This window comes from Hoeflea sp. 108, from assembly GCF_000372965.1.
Lineage (GTDB): Bacteria > Pseudomonadota > Alphaproteobacteria > Rhizobiales > Rhizobiaceae > Aminobacter.
The window spans coordinates 2,271,637-2,290,537 of sequence record NZ_KB890024.1; the positions used below are offsets into that span (position 1 = coordinate 2,271,637).

The following is an 18,901-nucleotide window of genomic DNA, read 5'->3' on the forward strand; positions in this document are numbered from 1 at the left end:
ATGAAGACCCTGTTGCGTGGTATCTGCGTTGCGGCTTTGCTTGGTGGCGGGAGCGCTTCCGCCCAGGCTGCCGACATGGTCGTGGCGATGCCGAGCTGGCCTTCGGGGCAGGCCACTGCCAACATCATCAAGACAGCGCTCGAAGATGCGCTGAAGATCAAGGTCGATGTCCAGGAGATGGGGACGCTTATTGCGTTCACCGGGCTGGATGGCGGCGGAATCGACGTCTATCCAGAGGTTTGGCGGCCGAACTTCGATCCGCTGGTAAAGAAATACGTCGACGAGCGCGGCACCGTGCATCTGAGCAAGCATGATGTCGCTGCCACCCAAGGTCTGTGCGTCACGCAAAAGGCCTATGACCAAGGCGTTCGCGACGTTGCCGATCTGAAGGATCCGGAAAAGGCAAAGCTGTTCGACACCGACGGCGACGGCAAGGGCGAGATGTGGATCGGCGCCCGCGGCTGGCTTTCGACCGATGTCGAGCGCATCAGGGCCAAGAGTTATGGTTATGCCGACACGATGACGCTGCTCGAGATGCCGGAGGAGGTCGCCATGTCGGGCATCGACGCGGCCGTGGCGACCGACAGGCCGATTGCCTTCTATTGCTACAGTCCGCACCACGTCTTCGAGCTTCACGACATCAAGCAGCTGAGCGAGCCCCCCTACGATCCGGCCAAATGGAACGTCGTGCTGCAGGCCGACGATCCGATGTGGCTTTCCAAGTCCGATGCGCCGGTGGCGTGGAAGCCTTCGAGTTTCAGCCTCGCCTATGCCGCGTCGCTTGCGAAGCGCCTGCCGGCAGCTGCCAGCTTCCTCGACAAGATGGATCTCAAGCCCGAGGAGATCACGGCAATGAGCTACGCCATCGAGGTCGAGCAGCAGGATCCGGCAAGTTATGCGCTGAAATGGGTGGCCGAGCACAAGGATCGCGTGAAGGGATGGCTTCAATGAGGTCCGGTTCGAACGCAGACATCGGACGTGGCGTGGCCAAGCGTCGCCGGACACGGCTTGCCTGGGTTTTCTTTGCCGCGACTGCCCTGGGGCTTGGCGCGGCCCTGGCCCAGGTAGGCTCTGCCACGCAGGTCTTCGACCCCAAGACGCACAAATGGGTCAACTACGACCGCAAGAAGGCCCGCCAGTATTACGCGGCCCATGGCCAGGTTCCCGAGGCTTTTCGCCGGCAGATCGTCACTTTCCGCACGGCTGAAAAGCCCGGAACCATCATCATCGATGGCAACCAGCATTTTCTCTATCTGGTGCTGCCCGGCCTGAAGGCGGTGCGCTACGGCATCGGCGTCGGCCGCGAAGGTTTTGGCTGGGCGGGCATCGTGCGCGTCGGCCGTACCGCCGAATGGCCGACCTGGACGCCGCCGGCCGAAATGGTGGCGCGCGATCCCAACGCGGTGAAGTTTGCCGGCGGCATGCCCGGGGGGCCCGACAATCCGCTGGGCGCACGGGCGCTCTATCTCTACCAGGGCGACCAGGACACGATCTATCGCATCCACGGCACGCCGGAGCCATGGACCATAGGCCTCGATGTGTCCTCGGGCTGCATTCGCATGAACAACGACGACATCGTCGACCTGCACGCCCAGGTCCAGGTGGGAGCAAAGGTCGTGGTGCTGATGCAGGGTGCTGCCCTCTACAAGGGAGTGTAGGCGGGGCCGTTTTGACAGTCAGGCGCATTCGACGAGGGGATGAAATGCGAACGATCATTGCTGCCACTGCAGGCCTGTTTGCCGCTGTCATTTCTAGCGGATGCAGTTCCACCGCACCCGAGCCGCAGGATATGGCCCGCACCACGGTCCAGACCGCGCCCGCCGACCTGCAGCTGATCTGCGCCAGCGCGGCAGCGCAGTCTGCAGGCGTCGCCGCCGACAAGGCGTTGCCGATCGGCTCGTCGCAACTCGACGCCAACCGCTATCAGGTGGAGGTAAACGCCTCGGGCCAACGCTATATCTGCGTGGTCGACAATATGGGCACCGTGTCTTCGGTCCAGAAGGCCGCCTAGGTCAAACTGCCTGGCTCAATCGTCAAGCGGTTCCGGCGGGTGCGCGTTCCTGCCCTTGCCGAAGGTATAGCCGGTCTCGACCGCCTTGCGGCCGAACTTGTCGCGCAGCGAATCGATGGCGCCCTCGGCCAGGGCGCGCTTGCGAGATTGAAGGTCGACGAGATCGGGCGGATCGGCGCGCTGGTCGTCCGAGAGATCGCTGACGCCGATGCCGAGCAGGCGATACTTGGTGCCGTCGGTTTCCTTTTCCAGCAGTTGCAGCCCGGTCTGGAAGATGCGGTCGGCAAGCTTGGTCGGGTCGGCGAGCTGGCGGTTGCGGGTGCGCAGCTTGAAGTCCTGCGATTTGAGCTTCAGCACCACGGTACGGCCGGCAATGCCCGCCTTCTTGAGCCGCGCCGAGACTTTTTCGGACAATGCCCGCAGCACCGGCACCAGCTCGTCCGACGAGGCGAGATCCGTGTCGAAGGTCGTTTCCGCCGACACGCTCTTGGCTTCCTGATCGGGCGACACCTTGCGGTCGTCCTGGCCGCGCGACAGGTGATAGAGCCTGCTGCCCATCGTGCCGTAGCGCCGCATCAGCTCGTTGAGCTCCATCCGTTGGAGCTGGCCGATGCTGCGGATGCCGTCGCGTTCCAGCGTCGCCGCAAATGCCTTGCCGACGCCCCAGATCATCGTCACCGGCTGCTGAGCAAGGAAAGCAGGCGCCTCGGCTTCGCCGATGACGGCAAAGCCGCGCGGCTTGCGGAAATCCGAGGCGATCTTTGCGAGGAACTTGCAGTAGGAGAGCCCGGCCGAGACTGTGATGCCGATTTCCTTTTCCACCGCGGCGGTGAAGCGCGCCAGCACCAGCGCTGGCGGCAGGGCGTGCAGTTGCTCGGTGCCGGCGAGGTCGAGGAAGGCCTCGTCGATCGACAGCGGCTCGACCATTGGCGTCAGCGCCTGCATCATCGCCCGGACTTCGCGGCCGACGCGGACATATTTTTCCATGTCAGGCGTGATGACGACTGCCTCGGGGCACGCCTCCAGTGCCTTGAACATCGGCATTGCCGAACGCACCCCATGGATGCGAGCGATGTAGCAGGCCGTCGACACCACGCCGCGCTTGCCGCCGCCGATGATGACCGGCCTGTCCTTGAGCGCGGGATTGTCGCGCTTCTCCACCGCCGCATAAAAGGCGTCGCAGTCGATATGGGCGATCTGCAGCCGGTAGAGCTCGGGGTGACGCAGCAGTCGCGGGCTGCCGCAGGCATGGCAACGTGGTCCCGAGCCACGCTGAAGGCTCAGGCAGTCGCGGCAGAAACCGTGGCTGGGGTCGTTGACAGGCATCGTCATCGCTGCGAACATAAAGAGAACAAATCGGATTTTATGCCAGCAGACCTGCGACGACAAGCCGGGGTGAGGGAGTTATGCCGTGACTGATGTCATCTCACCGTTGACCCCTGACATGTGGCCACATTTCGAGGACCTGTTTGGCAAGCAGGGCGCGTGCTACGGCTGCTGGTGCACCTATTTCCGGCTGCCGCCGGCCGCGCGCCGCGAGAGCACGCGCGAGCGCAACAAGGATCACATCAAGGCGCGCATCGAGGCCGGTCCACCGCCTGGCCTGCTCGCTTTCGAGGGTGGTCAAGCGGTTGGCTGGATGCAGGTCGGTCCGCGCGCCGACGTGCCCGAGTTCAACAATTCCGGCAGGGCGTCCGCGCCATTTTCGCCCGAAGATGCCAAGGACGCCGCCGTCTGGGCGATCTCGTGTTTCTTCATTCGCAACAAGGCGCGCGGCCAGGGCCTGACCCACCAGCTTGTCGATGCGGGTATCGCGTTCGCGCGCAGCTCCGGTGCGAAGGTGTTGGAGGCGTGCCCTATGGACCAGTCCAAGGATTCGCGCTCGGTCGGCCTTTATGTCGGCTCGAGCAGGGTCTTCGAAAAAGCCGGCTTCATCAGGGCGGCCGAGCGCAAGCCGGGCCGTCCGCTGATGCGGCTGGAGCTCTGAGCCCGGCTAGCCTGAGAACCCGCCGCTTTCCAGAAACGCGATTTCCTGCGGTGTGGATTCGCGTCCAAGCAGGAAGTTGCGGTGCGGGAAACGGCCGAAACGGGCAACGATGTCGCGATGGCCGATGGCATGCTTGGTGAAGTCTCCGCCGAGCTTCGTCGACCGCTCCAGCGGGATGTCGTGGTCGGCCAGCGTCTCCGAATGCGAGAAGGGCAGGTAGAAGAACACCCGAATCGGCCCATCGGTGGCCATGTCGTGGCCATCGCCAATGGCTTGGCGGGCGAAGTGCCGAGCCAGCGGGTCGGTAGCGTACATGTGGCCCGAGCCGCGGAAGCAGTTGCGCGGAAACTGGTCGAGCAGGATCATCAAGGCCAGCGCGCCTTCGGCATCGGCCGCCCAGTGGTCGCACTGCCGCTTTGCCGCCGCCATATGCAGGTCGCCCAGGCGCTCGCGGAAATGGCTGTCGAAGACATCGTCCTTGCCGAACCATCGTTCAAGGCCTGCCTCACGCCAGAATGCGACGACCTCGCTCGCCCGCTTCCTGTCCACTTGTGTCATTGTCAGATCCTCTCCGCCTTCTCGCCGGTTTTCTTGCTGAGCGCGTCCGCCGCTTCCTCATTCAGAGCCTTGGCGCTGCGGCGTGGCTGCGTCAGCGGCGTCGGCACCGGTTCCGGTATGTTGCCCTGGAGGTAGTCGCCCCCTGACTGGATGTCTCCGGCGATCTGCAGGTCCAGGCGGGCGGCGTCGCGCACGCGCACCTCTTCGATCACTTCGGCGACGTCATCGGGGTCTTCTCCGAGGCGCTGCAACGTGGCACCGCCGAACATCAGCGCCGATTCGAAAGTCTCGCGCAGCTGGTAGTCTACGCCGGCACGGATCAGCTGGATCGCGGTGCCGCGGTCATAGGCGCGCGCCAGTACCGGCACCAACGGGAACTCGGCTCGCATCTGCTCGGCAATGCGCACGGCAACCTCTTCCTTGTCGACGCAGATGAGTACGGCGCGTGCCCGGCCTGCGCCGGCGGCATGGAGGATGTCGAGCCGGGTGCCATCGCCATAATAGATCTTGAAGCCGAAGTCGCCGGCCGCCTGGATCATCTCGACGTCGTTGTCGATGATCGAGACGTCGATTCCGCGTAGCAGCAATGGCTGGCTGACGATCTGGCCGAAGCGGCCGAAGCCGATGATCAGCACCGTGCCGCTGAGTTCGGCGGCGACGTCCACGCCTTCCAGCGACTGTTCGACCGGAGGCGTGATCCGGCGCAGAACAGCGATGGCCAACGGCGTCAGCACCATCGAGATGATGATGATGGCCGTCAGTATGGCGTTGGCCTCGCCGTCGATGATGCCGACCGCGAGCGCCGAGGAATAGAGCACGAAGGCGAACTCGCCACCCTGCGCCATGACGACGGCGCGCTCCAGCGCCTCGCGATGGCCTGAGCGCAGGAAGCGCGCGACGACATAGATGCCGAGCCCCTTCATGAACATGTAGATGACGACATAGGCAGCGATCATCTGCCAGTTGGCGGCGACCACGCCGAGGTCGAGCGACATGCCGACGGCAATGAAGAACATGCCGAGCAGGATGCCGCGGAAGGGTTCGACGTCGGCCTCGAGCTGGTGGCGGAAGGTCGATTCGGAGAGCAGCACGCCGGCGAGGAACGCACCCATCGCCATCGACAGGCCGCTGAGCTGCATGGCGAGCGCCGACCCCAGAACGACAAGCAGGGCAGCTGCAGTCATCACTTCGCGGGCGCGCGATTCGGCAAGGATGCGAAACAGCGGGTTAAGCAGGTAGCGCCCGGCGAAGACCAGGCCGACGATTGCGCCGACGCCGATGCCTATCTCGGTAAAACGCTCGGCCCAGCCGGTGCCGTGGTCCGAGGCGGCGACTGGTGCGAGGAAGGCGACGAGCGCCAGCAGCGGAACGATGGCAAGGTCCTCGAGCAGCAGGATCGAGACCATGCGCTGGCCCTTTGGTGTGCCGAGCTCGCCGCGTTCCTCGAGCAGCTGCATGACGATCGCCGTCGACGTCAGCACGAAGCCCGCACCTGCGACAAAGGACTGGGATATGGGGAAGCCTGTGGCCAGTCCGACGGCGGTCAGCAATACAGCGCAAAGACCGACCTGCAGCGCACCGAGGCCGAAGATCTCGCGCCTCAGCCCCCAGAGCCGGGATGGCTGCATTTCAAGGCCGATGATGAACAGGAACATCACCACGCCGAGTTCGGCGACATGCAGGATGGTTGCAGCTTCGGAGAAGACGCCGATGCCGAATGGGCCGATGACGACGCCCGCGGACAGATAGCCGAGGATGGACCCGAGCCCGAGCCGCTTGAAAATGGGAACGGCGATGACGCCGGCCGCAAGCAGCGCCACCACCTGAACCAGTTCGCTGCCCGATGCTTCAGCTGCCATGCGTGTATCCGTGTTATCAGTGATTGTGCGGCATGGGCCGCAGGAGGATAGGCAAAGATAGGTGCTTCGGAGCCTCGCGAACAGTCCATTCGGCCGTCGAATGACGACATGGCAGAATCACTGCTTGTCAGGTCCTCGTTTCCTTGGCCCCACAACCCACCATTGCGTGTGACAGGCCATGACGCTAAGGCGGACTTCGTTTCGGCCAGCGTGGGGCTGAACTGCCGCCGGCACGTCGCCGGCTACGAGGAGAGGACTTTTTGATGAAGAACGTAGTGTTTGCCGTGCTCGGCGTTGCCGCACTGGGCCTGTCGGCCTGTTCCAAGGCGCCGGAATGCACGGCCGAAACCCTGACCAAGAAGAGCCAGGAAGTTGCGGCAGCCGTGCAGGAAGCCGTGACCAAGGACCCGACCAAGGCGGCCGAACTGGCAACCAAGGTGCAGGAAGTCGCTTCCAAGTACACCGGCGCGACCACGTCGGCGGATGCCTGCAAGGCCTATGACGAGCTGCTGACCGCCATCAAGGGCTGATTTTCGCGGCGAGAATCGAAAAAGGGCGGCGCCTAAGGCGCCGCCCTTTTTTGTTTGGACGCAAAAAATTCAGTTCTTGGCGATGGCGCCGACCGCGGTGTCGTCGACACGCATGAGCTTCATGCCGATGACCGGCACCAGCTGCTTGTCGACACGCACCGAAATGGTGACGTGCATGGAGTTCTCATCTGGCACGCGCGCCTGCATGACGCCGTTCAGCTGGTTGCGGTTGATCGACAGGATGACCTTGCGACCGTCAACCACATTGCCTGAGACGATGTCGAGGCCTTTGCCCTCGGAGCCGTCGAGGAACGTGCCGCGATAGCCAGCGCGACCGGCCTGTTCAATGGTCGCCGACATTTTCTGGGTAAAAACGCCCACGCGGCAGCCACCATCGAGCGACATGCCGACCTTGCCATCGGGCGTCGAACCGGTGAAGTTGCAGTTGAACTTGGTGCCCTTGTACTTGCCGGCGACGATCTCGCCGGGGCCGGTCCAGGCGCCTTCCACCGACTTGAAGAACTTCTTGTCGCGTTCGGGCGACTTGACGGCTTCGGCGTGCGCCGCGCCCGACAGCGAAACCGCCATGACGGGCAGGACGGCGGACAGGAACAAGCGCTTCATAGGCACACCCGGCAACAGGAAACTGGAACGATTTGTTGCAGGGACCATGGCGAAAAATGGTTAATGCTTCGTCTATTTAGACTTGTCGGCGGCCTTGTCTTTGGTCGCAAAAGTGGTGAGCGCAGAGAGGAAATCACCCATGCCCGGCCGCTTGACGGCATCGAAGGGCAGGGGCCGCGCCGTCTCCATCGCTGCAATGCCGATGCGCGCCGTCATCATGCCGTTGACCACACCTTCGCCGAGCTTTGCCGACAGTTTGGCAGCCAGCCCGTGACCGACGATCTGCTGGACAAAGCTGTCGCCGACGGCGATTGAACCGGTGACCGCCAGATGCGCCAGCGCGCTGCGGGCCAGCCTGAAGAAGCCGAGAGTGCCGGGACGACCACCATAGAGTTCGGCAAGCCTGCGGATGAGACGGCCGGCCTCGAACACCACATAGGCGATGTCGACCAGCGCGCGGGGGCTGATCGCCGTCACCAGCGACACGCGCTTGGCGGCATCGAGGATCAGAATCTTGGCCTGCGCGTCGAGCGGCGTCAGAATTTCGGTCTCGGCCAGCCTGACCAGATCAGCACCGTCGATTACCTCGTGGCGCTGCGCGTCGAGCATCCGCCGACCGGCTGCGGTTTCGGGGCGGGCGGCAACGAACTTCGCCAATTCGTCAACGACGGCGCGCGCCTCGTGCGGGTCGTTGCGTTCGATGGCGTCGGTTGCGCGATTGCGCAGGCGCTCGACCGAGGCGAGCCTGACCAGGGCAAAGAGTTCGCGCCAAAGAATGACGACCAAGGCCAGCAGAGCCACAGCAGCTGCTCCTGTCGCAAGCCAGCCGAGCCAGTCGGCGCGGCTGAACAGGTCGCGGATCAGGCGATCGGTCCACAGGCCGACGCCGAGCGAGATGAGGATGCTCGCGGCACTCAGGAAGACAGTTCCGAGCCATGACTTGCGCTTCGGCGCCGTGGCGGGTGGCGGTGCTGCCGACGCCAGGTCCGCCTCGTCAAAGACGTCGATCTCGGCCGGCGTGACCGCGACGGCCTCGACGGCCAATGCGCGAGGCTTGCGTTCGGAGCGGTCTGGCGCCTCGGGTTTCGTCGGTGAGTTTACGGCAACTTCGGGCTCGAGACGGAATGCAGCGGGCTTTCGGCTCATGCGAGATGATCTCCGATCAGGAACTGCAACGCGCGGTCGAGCCGGATATGCGGCAACGACAGCGTCACGCCTTCGGCGGTGCGTTCGAGGCGGGGCGGGCGGAAACGCACGAAGCGGATCGTCGGATCGTTGGCGTCCTGCCGATGATTGGTGCCAAAGTCCTGAAAGACGACATCCGCCTTTTCCGGCAAGTCACCGGGAAATATGGCTGTTTCGGCATTTCCGTCGAAACGTTCCTTACCGATCCGCTCGCCCTCGATCGGCGTGCCGATGATGACCGGAAGCGTCTCGCGCCCCTGCTTGACCGTGCCTTCGCGAGTGGCGCGCACGGCGGCAAGCGCCAGTACGTCGACCTCGGCGCCGGAGAGATTGGCGCGGGCGACGGCGCGGTCGGTCAGGCGCCGTACGATCGACTGTAGCCGGTCGTGGCTTTCATGATGCAGGTGGTCTGCCTTTGTCGCTGCAACCAGAATGCGGTCGATGCGCCGGGAGAAAAGGTCGGTCAGAATGTTGCCGCGACCCGGGCGGAAGCAAGCGAGGATTTCCGTTACCGCCCGCTCGAGGTCGGCAAGCGCGCCTGGACCGGCGTTGAGCGCCTGCAGCGCGTCGATCAGCACGATCTGGCGGTCGAGACGTGCTATGTGTTCGCGGAAGAATGGCTTGACCACATAAGTCTTGTAGGCCTCGTAGCGGCGCTCCATCATCGCATGCAGTGAGCCTGGCTTTGCCCTGGTCTCGCCAAGGTCGGGCAGCGGCGCAAAGGTCAGGGCCGGTGAGCCGTCGAGGTCGCCGGGCATCAGGAAGCGCCCGGGCGGCAACGTCGACAGCGCCCGCTCGTCGTCCTTGCAGGCCTTGAGATAGGCGGCGAAGCTCTCTGCAAGACCGCGCGCCGTCATCTCATCTGCGGCTGCTTCCGGCTTCACCGTTGCCGAAAGCGCCCGCCAGGCCTCCGACAGATCCGAGCGGACGGGCAGGCGAGCCAGTTCGAAAGCCTCGCGTGAGAAGTCTGCATAGCTCTTGCCGAGCAGGGGCAGGTCGAGCAGCCATTCGCCGGGATAGTCGATGATGTCGATCGACAGTTTTCCGGCTGAAAACATGCGGTTCCAGCCTGAAGCTGACTCGAATTCTACGGTCAGGCGGAGCTCGGAGATGGCGCGCGTCGAGTCAGGCCAGGCGCGTTTGTCGACGAGGGCCGCGACATGATCCTCGTACTGGAAACGTGGCACCGCGTCATCGGGCTGCTCTTCAAGCAAGGCACGCGAAATGCGTCCCGATTTCTGCGCTTCGAACAGTGGCAGGCGGCCGCCATGGATCAGATTGTGGACGAGGGCGGTGATGAAGACGGTCTTGCCGGCACGCGAAAGGCCGGTGACGCCAAGTCTTAGTGACGGCGAAAACATCCCTGTCGCGCGGCCGGAAAGCGTGTCGAGGGCAATGCGCGCCTCGTCGGTAAAAGTGGTCAGAGACGCCAATCGTCATTCCCCTGAAGGTCCGGCCCCTGAAGGTCCGGCTGCATATAGGTGTCGTGACGGGGCTTTGAAATGGCTGGCGACTTCAAAGATCGGCCGGGGTTAGGAACGCTTCCAGGTAACCTTTTCCGAGCTCTGCCGCCGACAGCTCCTGTTCGAAACGGATCACGGCCAGTCCTGCAGTTGGAAAGCCGGTGTGCAGCGTATGCAGCGCCTGTTCCTCGCCGTCGCCGGTGACGGCCATCGCCAGGTCCTCCATCATCGGATTGTGGCCGATGACGAGGATCGAGCTGTGGCGGCCATTCTCGCGGATCTTGTCGAGATAGCCGGCGGCGTCAGAACTGTAGAGATCGTCGGTGAAGATCACGCGGCCGGTATCGGTGCTGCCGGCGATGCCTTCCAGCGTTTCGCGGGCACGCCTCGCATTCGAGCAGAGCGTCAGTTCGGGAACGTAGCCGGATGCCCGCATCGCGGCTCCGGTGGCTTCCGCATCGGCCACTCCGGTCGCATCGAGCGGCCGGTCGAAATCGCGCATCCCGGGGAGGGCCCAACCTGCTTTGGCGTGTCTGAGTAGAAGAAGCCTGCTCAAATCTCGCTCCCGGAAGCTCAAGCCCCCGACGAGCCTGCGCATAGTTTCAGTTCAGCATGTAACCAAGCCCCTGTCGCCTTGCAACCGGACGGTGCGTGAAAGCGTTTCTTGGGAAGAGAGTTGCAGGTCTGCCACTGCGAATCATTGGGTGTCCGCGCATGTGTGAACTTTTCGCTGAATACGCTTGTGTGAGGGTTGGCCCGCGAATATATAGGCGCCAAAACGGGGTTGTCGGGTGAGTCTAATGAACGATACCGTTGTACTTGGCTACGTGCCCTCCGAGGAGGAGCCGTTCATGAATGAGCGGCAAAAATCGTACTTCAGAGCTAAGTTGATCGCCTGGAAGAATGACATCCTGCGCGAAGCTCGTGAAACGCTCGAAATTCTGCAGCAGGAAAACGCCAACCATCCCGATCTCGCCGATCGTGCTTCGTCGGAGACGGACCGTGCCATCGAACTGAGGGCGCGCGATCGTCAACGCAAGCTGATCTCCAAGATCGACTCGGCGCTGCAGAGGATCGACGAAGGCACCTACGGATACTGTGAAGAAACTGGCGAACCGATCTCGCTGAAGCGCTTGGACGCCCGTCCGATCGCCACGCTGTCGATCGAAGCTCAGGAACGTCACGAGCGCCGCGAGAAAGTCTATCGCGACGACTGACCACTTCGCAGGCACGGAAAAAGGCGGCTTCGGCCGCCTTTTTCATTTGTGCTTCAGTCAGTCGCTGGCGCTGCTTATTTCTTCGGAGCGAATTCGCCGAGCAGGCGGGCCATCTCGTCGTCGAGCGACAGATCCGGCGCAGCCGCCTTCTTGGCCGGCTTGTCATCGAGTGAAACCTCGAGTTCCTTCATCAGCGTATCGTCGATCTCGTCTCGGCGCGGCTGCGGCGCCGGAGGTGTCGGGGCAGGTCTCGCTGGGGCCACATAGGTTGGCGTTACTGCAGGGCGCGATGCTGCAGCCGGCATGACGGGTGTCGCAGGTACAGCTTGCACCGGGGCCGGTCGAGGCGCCTGCTGTTGCGTCGGGGCAGGCTGCTGCGCGCGCGCAGGCGCCGGTGGCTGCTGTCGTGGTGTCTGCGGGGCGGAAGGTGCGGCCGGACGTTGTGCTTCGTGACCATTGTCGGCTGCGGTCAGCGCCGGGCGGCGCGGGGCAGCCATGCGGATGTCGGTTTCAACCACCACATCGGTCGGTCCGCCAATGAGGAGCAGATGCTCGACATCGTCACGGCGTACCAGAACCAGGCGGCGGTGGCTGTCGACGGCCGTGGCGTCCATCACCGCGAGCCGCGTTTTCCTGTTGCGGCCGCCGGCGACGAACGTGCCGAATGTCAGGCTGCGGATCAGCTTGACGATGACAAGGACGATGACGAGCAGCACGAGCGCCGCGAAGGTCCACAACACCGCAGCCGCGTAACCGGGGCCCGCCACGCTATCCAGCCAATCAAACATTTCTACCCCCGTCTTCGAGCCGCGGCGACACTAACTCCATGCAAGTACGTACGGCAAGTTGCCATTCGAGCTTCGCAGGTAGAGCCGTGTCTAAGCGCCTGATCTTGCCTCGAACTTGCGTCGCCTTCTCGTGGGGCCTTTTCCCGGTCTTAAGAATGTGATTCAACCGCTGCGGACAACGAGCCGGAGAGACTCGCAAGGGAATGGCCAAGGAAACGCGCAACGACTTTTATCCGATGCCGATCGTAGATCAGGCAGCGCGCCCGGATGCCATCACCCGACTGGTCATCTTCATCGTGGTGTTGACGGGGGCGGCGATCCTGTTCGGCCTGTTCCGGGAACGCCTGGGCGACCCGTTCCTGATGGGCATGCTCGGCGTGCTCGCCATGATCGGTGTCGGCTATCTGTTTGCCACAGCGATCGGCTTCGTGCAGATCGCGCCGCGCTCGCCGGCCGACGGCCTGTCCAAGGCATTTGTCGATTCAATGTCGCAGGGGCTGGTCGTGACCGATGCCAAGGGCCGCATCGTCTATGCCAACCGCGCCTACGCCGACATGACGGGCGCTGCCGCTGCCGCTGAACTCAAGACCGTTGAAAGCCTGCTCTCGGACCTGCCGGAAGCTTCGGCGACCATCTCGCAGCTTGCTTCCGGCCTGCGCGACGGTCAGGCCGGTGACGGCGAGTTCCGCCTTGCCCAGTCCATCCGTCCCGGTGCAGCTCCCGGCGCACGCTGGTACCGCGTCCGCTCGCGCGCCTTCAATGTACCGGGGCAGCGCCAGCCGCTGAATGCGTGGCAACTTGCCGATATCTCGCCTGAGAGAGCCGAGCAGGAACGCTTCTTCCTCGACTTGCAGCAGGCAATCGACCATCTCGACCACGCGCCTGCGGGTTTCTTCTCGGCCGACCAAGACGGTCGCATCACCTATGTCAACGCCACGCTGGCCGACTGGCTCGGCATCGACCTGGCAAGCTTCACGCCCGGCGCCATCACACTTGACGAGATCGTTGCCGGCGATGGCATGGCGCTGGTCCGTTCGGTTAAAGCCGACGCCGGCACGACCCGCAACGCCGTAATCGATCTCGATCTGGCGACCGTCAAGGGTGCGGTGTTGCCTGTGCGCTTCATGCACCGCGTCTCGGCCAGCCGCGAGGGCGTCAATGGTGCGACGCGCACCATCGTGTTGAACCGCACCGAGGGCGAGGATTCGTCGGCCCAGCTTAGGGCCTCCGAGGTGCGTTTCACCCGCTTCTTCAATTCGACGCCGATGGCGATTGCCGGCGTCGACCAGAGCGGCCGCATCCTGCGCACCAATGCGCCGTTCCTGTCGCTGTTTTCGACAGTGGTCGATCGCGACGCCGTCGACCGGCGCGTGCGCCTCGACACCGTCATTCACGAGCGCGACCGCGCGGCGTTTGCAGCGGCGCTCGAAAGGGCGCACCAGCGCCAGGCCGACATCGCCCCGATCGATACTGTCCTGCCCGACAACGAGGAGCGCCACATGCGCTTCTACGTCAATGCAGTTGCCGACGCCGAGGGAGCCGAAGAGGCGGCGATCGTCTATGCGGTCGAAACCACCGAGCAGAAGGCGCTCGAAAGCCAGATGGCCCAGAGCCAGAAGATGCAGGCCGTCGGCCAGCTCGCCGGCGGCATCGCGCACGACTTCAACAACGTACTGACCGCCATCATCATGGCGTCGGACCTGCTGCTGACCAATCATCGTCCGTCGGACCCTTCTTTCCCCGACATCATGAATATCAAGCAGAATGCCAACCGCGCCGCCTCGCTGGTCCGGCAGTTGCTGGCGTTCTCGCGCAAGCAGACGCTGCGCCCCGAAGTGCTCAACCTGACCGATGTGCTGGCCGACCTCAGGACGCTGCTCGCCCGCCTGGTCGGCAACAGCATCAAGCTCAAGGTCGATCACGGCCGCGACCTCTGGCCGATCCGCGCCGACATCGGCCAGTTCGAGCAGGTCGTCGTCAACCTCGCGGTCAACGCCCGCGATGCCATGCCGCAAGGTGGCGACCTGATGGTGCGCACCAAGAATGTGCCGCTCGAAGAGTGCAAGGCCTATGGCTACCGCGAGCTGGTGCCGGCCGACTATGTGCTGGTCGAAGTCGAGGACAGCGGCACCGGCATTCCGCCTGAAGTGCTCAAGAAGATCTTCGAGCCGTTCTTCACGACCAAGGAAGTGGGCAAGGGCACGGGTCTCGGCCTGTCGATGGTCTACGGCATCATCAAGCAGACCGGCGGCTTTATCTATTGCGATTCTGAGGTTGGCAAGGGAACGGTGTTCCGCATCTTCCTGCCGCGTCATGTCGCCAAGGCGGCACCAGTCCTGGTCGAGGCAGACGGCAAGTCGGCAGCCGATGCGCCGGTGCCTGCCGCTGCCAAGGCGGCTGAGCCGGCCCAGCCCAAGGATCTCTCCGGTTCGGCAACCGTTCTGCTGGTCGAGGACGAGGATGCGGTGCGCATGGGCGGCATGCGGGCGCTGACATCGCGCGGCTATACCGTCCATGAAGCATCTTCAGGCGTCGAGGCGCTCGAAGTCTTCGAGGAGCTCGGCGGCAAGATCGACGTCGTCGTCTCCGACGTGGTGATGCCCGAGATGGATGGGCCGACACTGCTTGGCGAGCTGCGCAAGCGTCAGCCCGACATCAAGTTCATCTTCGTCTCCGGTTATGCCGAGGATGCATTCGCCAAGAATCTGCCGGCGGACGCACAGTTCGGCTTCCTGCCCAAGCCATTCTCGCTCAAGCAACTGGCGACTGTCGTCAAGGAAGTTCTCGAAAGTTAGCAGACGCCATCAGGCATCTGTACCGCTCTGCCCAATCGTTTGGTTAGCTTTCCCCGTGGCTAATGTAGTGCCATCATGGGTAAAGCGCATCGTCCTGGGGTAAGGCATGCAGACGACGCCACATAATGAGGCTCGACGCGGAGACTATGCAGAGGCGGTCCTGCTGGCAGGTGATCCGCAACGCGTAGAATGGATAGCGCGCACCTTCCTGGATGACATGCGCCGGGTGAACCAAGTGCGCGGCGCGCTTGGCTATACAGGGCGTTATCGCGGGGTTCCGGTCAGTGTCCAGACGACTGGCATCGGTGCACCCTCCATGTCGATCTACGCCCACGAACTGCTCGACGTCTACGGCGCCAAGACGTTGATCCGCGTCGGCACATGCGGGGCGCTTGCCGAACATGTCAGGCTGCGCAGCCTGGTCATTTCCCAGTCGGCAAGCACCGACAGTCACGTTAACCGCCAGCTCTTCGGCCTCTATGACTATGCCCCGAGCGCGGATTTCGATCTTTTGCGGCGCACGGCCGAGCGTGCGGCCGAGCTCGGCCTTGATCACCATATCGGCCAGACCGCTTCCAATGATGTCTTTTATCATCCCGATACGCTCGGCCGCTTTGCCGGTGTGCGCGCGCATGGCGCGCTGTCCGTCGATATGGAAACCAGTGCGCTCTACACAATCGCCGCGCGCTTCGGCGCCAAGGCCCTGTCGATCTGTACCGTGGTCGACAGCATGGTCAACGGTGAAGAGACCGACGCATCCGAGCGGCAGGAGCTTTTCTGTGACATGAGCCGGCTGGCACTGGACGTCGTCGCCTCGATGCGGTCGGAGGTCCGGTGACGAGGCATCTGGTCGCTGGTTTTGTTCGTGGTAATCTTTCCAAGGCTTTGTGAGTCGCCGCTTTTTCCCGCGTCCCCTGATCGTCGATGGAAGCGCCGGCAAGTTCCACGCAAGCGAAGCTCCATACGCTGATCGAGCGTTACGGTGTGTGTTCACTGCGTCTGTACATTCGGACAGAGGGACAGCCCGATGGAGCAGTTTGTCGAGGAAAGCATGAAGAGGCGTCTGATCGAGCCGGTCGATATGATCACCGCCATCAACATCCTGAAATCGCACGGTTATTGGGGCGACGAGCTGTTCGTCGCAATCACCAGAATCTTCTACGTCGATCTCGATACCCTGAATGAGGTCATGCGCCGGCACTGAGATTCGGGAGAAGTCGGAAGTGCATGCCTATGTTGCGATGCAGCATCGGAGGGTTGCAATTTCGTGCCAGATCGTCCATATGCGGCGGCATAGGCGCTTGAGCCGGGCTTACGGCTTTCTCCACGGGGAGACTGGTTGCGTCTGATTTCTCCCATTTCCGGCAACGGTTAGCGGGCGAAAAAGACCCGCGGCATGAGGCATGCGGGCACGACAGCGCAGCCGAGCGGACGAGCGTCCGCCGCCTTGTCGTTTCATGAAAGATTCAGGCCGGTAGGTTGCGCCCTGCCGCCATTGATGTTTGCGACGATTGTCGTCGCATGAAAGAAGAAGATATTGACCATTGAAAACAACGCGGAGCTGAACGGCTTCGCCAAACTCGGCATTACGGGCGCGCTGCTCAAGGCGACGATCGCTGCCGGGTTCACTGAGCCCAAGCCGATCCAGGTTGAGGCGATCCCGGCGCAGCTGGAAGGCCGCGACATTCTCGGCATCGCGCAGACCGGCTCCGGCAAGACCGCAGCCTTCGCTTTGCCGATCCTGTCCAAGATCATCGCTCTCGGTACCAAGCGCAGGCCCAAGACCGCCCGCGCCCTTATCCTTGCGCCGACGCGCGAACTCGCCGTGCAGATCGAGGACACCATCAAGATCCTGGCCAAGGGCGCGCATATCTCGACCGCACTCGTGCTGGGTGGCGTGTCGCGCTTCTCGCAGGTCAAGAAGATCGGACCCGGCGTCGACGTGCTGATTGCAACGCCGGGTCGTCTGACCGACCTGGTGCGCGAGGGCGACCTGATCCTGGCCGACACCCAGTGGCTGGTTCTCGACGAAGCCGACCGCATGCTCGACATGGGCTTCATCAACGACGTCAAGCGCATCGCCAAGGCGACCGCCAAGTTCCGTCAGACGGCGCTGTTCTCGGCGACCATGCCGGCGGAAATCGCCGAACTGGCGCAGGGCCTGCTCAGGGATCCGGTTCGTGTCGAAGTGGCGCCGCAGGGCACGACGGCGGCTGAAATCCGCCAGAGCGTCGTGCTCGCCCGCACCAAGCAGAAGCGCAAGATCCTTTCCGACATGCTTGCCGACGAGAAGATGCGTTCCGTGATCGTCTTCGCCCGTACCAAGCACGGCGCCGATCGCGTCACCCGCGATCTCGAGCGCGATGGCTTCGAGGCTGCGGTCATTCACGGCAACAAGTCGCAGAATGCCCGCCAGAAGGCGCTCAACGGCTTCCGCGACGGGTCGGTGCGCATCCTGGTGGCGACCGATATTGCCGCGCGCGGTATCGACGTTCCCGGCATCAGCCACGTCGTCAATTTCGACCTGCCGGACGAGGCTGAAAGCTACGTCCACCGTATCGGCCGTACCGGCCGCAACGGTGCCGATGGTGTCGCCGTCACGCTTGTCGATCCGTCGGAAAACGCCAAGCTTAGGCAGGTCGAGCGCATTATCCGCATGAAGCTGACCGTCGATGCGGACCATCTTGGCCAGCCCGATCCGCAGCGGCCCGCTGGTGAGCCGCGCTTCGAGCCGGCCAATGACGATGCCGGCGAGCGTCGCCAGGGTCGTCCGAACGGCCAGCGCGGCCGTGGCAACGGTGGCAATGGCGGTAATGGCGGCAAGCCGAAATTCGCCAAGGGTGGCGAGCGTGGCGGCTCCGGTGCACCGAAGGGCGAGAGGCCCGAAGGCGGCAAGCCGTTCCGCGGCAAGCGTCGTGGCTTTGGCAACCGCAAGCCGAACACGCGCGCGGCATAATCAGCGTTCTGTTCGGCAGGAATGCTTGAACAAAAAAAGGCGGTAGCAAAAAAGGCGGTCGGAGATGCTCCGGCCGCCTTTTGTTTTGCTCGGGGCGCAGACTGATCAGTCGAATCTGTTGCGACGAAGATAGACGAGCGGCTCGCGCTTCCATCTGGTCGAGGCAACCAGCGCCTTCTCGCGGATAGGCCGCGGCAGCAGGAAAAGCAGCTTCATGCCCCAGGTCAGCCGGCGCGGGAAGGTGACCTCGAAACCACTGCTGCGGATTGCCTTGCAGATGCGTTCGGCCGCCCGTTCGACCGGCATCATGGCCGGCATCGAGAACGAGGCCTTTTCCGTCAGCGGAGTATCGATGAAGCCGGGGTTCATCACCTGGGTCCGGATGTTCATCTTGTCGAGATCGAACTTCAGCGCCTCGGCGATGATGTTGACCGCGGCCTTGGTCGAGCCATAGGCGGCGGTGGTCGGCCAGCCGAAATAGGCGCTGATCGAGCCCATGAACACGATGTGCCCGCGTCCGCGGTTGCGCATGCGATCGATGACCGGACCGAGGCCATGAAGCACGCCGAAGACATTGACGGCAAAGCTCTGCCGGAACGCTTTCATGCAAAGGTTGTCGCCGGTCACGGGCATGTAGGCGCCGGCATTGAGCACCGCGAGCACGATTGGTCCGGCCTGGGCCTCGATTGCTGCAACCGCAGCCGCCATGCCGGCTTCGTCGGTGACGTCTGACGGAAAGGACAGCACGCGGCCCGGCATGTCCTTGGTTTCGGCGATCAGCGTGTCCAGCGGGTCGTTTGGGCGCACGGTCACAGCAACCGTATAGCCCTGCTGGGCCAGCAGGCGCGCGACCGAACGGCCGATCCCGGTGCTGCCACCGGTTATCCACGCTACCCCGTCCTTGGGGTCAGCCCGGTATGTGCTCAAT

At 63.4% G+C, this 18,901-nt stretch carries 19 protein-coding genes; 10 read left to right on the forward strand and 9 right to left on the reverse strand.

What is annotated here, in order from left to right; genetic code table 11:
- From B015_RS0111105 to B015_RS0111115, 3 genes are read left to right on the forward strand one after another with little or no spacing between them, the layout of a single operon-like run.
- Window positions 1-951, forward strand: coding sequence for a glycine betaine ABC transporter substrate-binding protein (locus tag B015_RS0111105; protein WP_018427768.1), 951 nt, complete (start codon window positions 1-3; stop codon window positions 949-951).
- Entirely contained in the window at window positions 948-1,658 is a 711-nt protein-coding gene (locus B015_RS0111110) for a L,D-transpeptidase (RefSeq protein WP_018427769.1), read from the forward strand. The genes B015_RS0111105 and B015_RS0111110 overlap by 4 nt, the downstream gene beginning before the upstream one ends.
- A 44-nt stretch (window positions 1,659-1,702) precedes the next feature.
- Window positions 1,703-2,011 (forward strand): hypothetical protein, encoded by a 309-nt coding sequence (locus tag B015_RS0111115; RefSeq protein ID WP_018427770.1) that lies wholly within the window; start codon window positions 1,703-1,705, stop codon window positions 2,009-2,011.
- Window positions 2,012-2,026: 15 nt separating this feature from the next.
- On the opposite strand, the gene B015_RS0111120 is transcribed toward B015_RS0111115, so the two are convergent.
- Window positions 2,027-3,355 carry a DNA polymerase IV gene (locus tag B015_RS0111120; RefSeq protein ID WP_018427771.1) on the reverse strand — a complete coding sequence of 443 codons (1,329 nt, stop codon included), beginning with the start codon at window positions 3,353-3,355 and terminating at the stop codon, window positions 2,027-2,029.
- 67 nt (window positions 3,356-3,422) lie between these two features.
- Between B015_RS0111120 and B015_RS0111125 the strand changes: the two genes are divergently transcribed.
- The gene (locus tag B015_RS0111125; RefSeq protein WP_026227153.1) at window positions 3,423-3,998 is read left to right on the forward strand and encodes a GNAT family N-acetyltransferase; all 576 of its coding nucleotides are present in this window, start codon (window positions 3,423-3,425) and stop codon (window positions 3,996-3,998) included.
- Window positions 3,999-4,004: 6 nt separating this feature from the next.
- Here B015_RS0111125 and B015_RS0111130 read toward each other — a convergent pair whose 3' ends face one another.
- Both B015_RS0111130 and B015_RS0111135 read right to left on the reverse strand, forming a co-directional pair.
- A complete protein-coding gene (locus B015_RS0111130) occupies window positions 4,005-4,556 on the reverse strand; it encodes a DUF924 family protein (RefSeq protein WP_026227154.1) in 552 nt (183 codons plus the stop codon).
- Window positions 4,557-4,558: 2 nt separating this feature from the next.
- Entirely contained in the window at window positions 4,559-6,415 is a 1,857-nt protein-coding gene (locus B015_RS0111135; RefSeq protein ID WP_018427774.1) for a monovalent cation:proton antiporter-2 (CPA2) family protein, read from the reverse strand.
- A 263-nt stretch (window positions 6,416-6,678) separates the two neighbouring features.
- Between B015_RS0111135 and B015_RS0111140 the strand changes: the two genes are divergently transcribed.
- Window positions 6,679-6,945: a hypothetical protein gene (locus B015_RS0111140; RefSeq protein WP_018427775.1), complete on the forward strand. Its 267-nt coding sequence runs from the start codon at window positions 6,679-6,681 to the stop codon at window positions 6,943-6,945.
- A gap of 69 nt (window positions 6,946-7,014) precedes the next feature.
- On the opposite strand, the gene B015_RS0111145 is transcribed toward B015_RS0111140, so the two are convergent.
- From B015_RS0111145 to B015_RS0111160, 4 genes are all read right to left on the reverse strand, one after another.
- Window positions 7,015-7,569 carry a hypothetical protein gene (locus B015_RS0111145; RefSeq protein ID WP_018427776.1) on the reverse strand — a complete coding sequence of 185 codons (555 nt, stop codon included), beginning with the start codon at window positions 7,567-7,569 and terminating at the stop codon, window positions 7,015-7,017.
- 72 nt (window positions 7,570-7,641) lie between these two features.
- Window positions 7,642-8,715 (reverse strand): TIGR01620 family protein, encoded by a 1,074-nt coding sequence (locus B015_RS0111150; protein ID WP_018427777.1) that lies wholly within the window; start codon window positions 8,713-8,715, stop codon window positions 7,642-7,644.
- The gene (locus B015_RS0111155) at window positions 8,712-10,187 is read right to left on the reverse strand and encodes a YcjX family protein (protein WP_018427778.1); all 1,476 of its coding nucleotides are present in this window, start codon (window positions 10,185-10,187) and stop codon (window positions 8,712-8,714) included. Before B015_RS0111155 ends, B015_RS0111150 begins: the two co-directional genes overlap by 4 nt.
- Before the next feature lie 82 nt (window positions 10,188-10,269).
- Window positions 10,270-10,773: a histidine phosphatase family protein gene (locus tag B015_RS0111160; protein ID WP_026227155.1), complete on the reverse strand. Its 504-nt coding sequence runs from the start codon at window positions 10,771-10,773 to the stop codon at window positions 10,270-10,272.
- Window positions 10,774-11,017: 244 nt separating this feature from the next.
- Here B015_RS0111160 and dksA point away from each other — a divergent pair, with 244 nt between their 5' ends.
- Window positions 11,018-11,434: an RNA polymerase-binding protein DksA gene (gene dksA, locus B015_RS0111165; RefSeq protein WP_026227156.1), complete on the forward strand. Its 417-nt coding sequence runs from the start codon at window positions 11,018-11,020 to the stop codon at window positions 11,432-11,434.
- A gap of 74 nt (window positions 11,435-11,508) precedes the next feature.
- Here the strand turns inward: dksA and B015_RS0111170 are convergent, their stop codons facing one another.
- Window positions 11,509-12,222 (reverse strand): flagellar biosynthetic protein FliO, encoded by a 714-nt coding sequence (locus B015_RS0111170; protein ID WP_026227157.1) that lies wholly within the window; start codon window positions 12,220-12,222, stop codon window positions 11,509-11,511.
- Window positions 12,223-12,425: 203 nt separating this feature from the next.
- Here B015_RS0111170 and B015_RS0111175 point away from each other — a divergent pair, with 203 nt between their 5' ends.
- From B015_RS0111175 to B015_RS0111195, 4 genes are all read left to right on the forward strand, one after another.
- The gene (locus B015_RS0111175) at window positions 12,426-15,017 is read left to right on the forward strand and encodes a PAS domain-containing sensor histidine kinase (protein WP_018427782.1); all 2,592 of its coding nucleotides are present in this window, start codon (window positions 12,426-12,428) and stop codon (window positions 15,015-15,017) included.
- Window positions 15,018-15,123: 106 nt separating this feature from the next.
- Window positions 15,124-15,855 carry a purine-nucleoside phosphorylase gene (gene deoD, locus B015_RS0111180; protein ID WP_018427783.1) on the forward strand — a complete coding sequence of 244 codons (732 nt, stop codon included), beginning with the start codon at window positions 15,124-15,126 and terminating at the stop codon, window positions 15,853-15,855.
- A gap of 189 nt (window positions 15,856-16,044) precedes the next feature.
- Entirely contained in the window at window positions 16,045-16,221 is a 177-nt protein-coding gene (locus B015_RS33530; RefSeq protein ID WP_018427784.1) for a hypothetical protein, read from the forward strand.
- 333 nt (window positions 16,222-16,554) lie between these two features.
- Window positions 16,555-17,973, forward strand: a complete 1,419-nt coding sequence (locus B015_RS0111195; protein ID WP_018427786.1) for a DEAD/DEAH box helicase — start codon at window positions 16,555-16,557, stop codon at window positions 17,971-17,973.
- A gap of 105 nt (window positions 17,974-18,078) precedes the next feature.
- Here the strand turns inward: B015_RS0111195 and B015_RS0111200 are convergent, their stop codons facing one another.
- Window positions 18,079-18,900, reverse strand: coding sequence for an SDR family NAD(P)-dependent oxidoreductase (locus tag B015_RS0111200; RefSeq protein WP_018427787.1), 822 nt, complete (start codon window positions 18,898-18,900; stop codon window positions 18,079-18,081).
- Window position 18,901: the final 1 nt, after the last annotated feature.

Bases quoted from the DNA above. Each gene is read 5' to 3' on its own strand.
- B015_RS0111140 (WP_018427775.1), top strand. From the start codon at position 6,679: ATGAAGAACGTAGTGTTTGCCGTGCTCGGCGTTGCCGCACTGGGCCTG.
- B015_RS0111135 (WP_018427774.1), bottom strand. From the start codon at position 6,415: ATGGCAGCTGAAGCATCGGGCAGCGAACTGGTTCAGGTGGTGGCGCTG.
- B015_RS0111110 (WP_018427769.1), top strand. From the start codon at position 948: ATGAGGTCCGGTTCGAACGCAGACATCGGACGTGGCGTGGCCAAGCGT.
- B015_RS33530 (WP_018427784.1), top strand. From the start codon at position 16,045: ATGGAGCAGTTTGTCGAGGAAAGCATGAAGAGGCGTCTGATCGAGCCG.
- dksA (WP_026227156.1), top strand. From the start codon at position 11,018: ATGAACGATACCGTTGTACTTGGCTACGTGCCCTCCGAGGAGGAGCCG.
- B015_RS0111105 (WP_018427768.1), top strand. From the start codon at position 1: ATGAAGACCCTGTTGCGTGGTATCTGCGTTGCGGCTTTGCTTGGTGGC.
- B015_RS0111120 (WP_018427771.1), bottom strand. From the start codon at position 3,355: ATGTTCGCAGCGATGACGATGCCTGTCAACGACCCCAGCCACGGTTTC.
- B015_RS0111170 (WP_026227157.1), bottom strand. From the start codon at position 12,222: ATGTTTGATTGGCTGGATAGCGTGGCGGGCCCCGGTTACGCGGCTGCG.
- B015_RS0111115 (WP_018427770.1), top strand. From the start codon at position 1,703: ATGCGAACGATCATTGCTGCCACTGCAGGCCTGTTTGCCGCTGTCATT.
- deoD (WP_018427783.1), top strand. From the start codon at position 15,124: ATGCAGACGACGCCACATAATGAGGCTCGACGCGGAGACTATGCAGAG.
- B015_RS0111150 (WP_018427777.1), bottom strand. From the start codon at position 8,715: ATGAGCCGAAAGCCCGCTGCATTCCGTCTCGAGCCCGAAGTTGCCGTA.
- B015_RS0111145 (WP_018427776.1), bottom strand. From the start codon at position 7,569: ATGAAGCGCTTGTTCCTGTCCGCCGTCCTGCCCGTCATGGCGGTTTCG.
- B015_RS0111130 (WP_026227154.1), bottom strand. From the start codon at position 4,556: ATGACACAAGTGGACAGGAAGCGGGCGAGCGAGGTCGTCGCATTCTGG.
- B015_RS0111175 (WP_018427782.1), top strand. From the start codon at position 12,426: ATGGCCAAGGAAACGCGCAACGACTTTTATCCGATGCCGATCGTAGAT.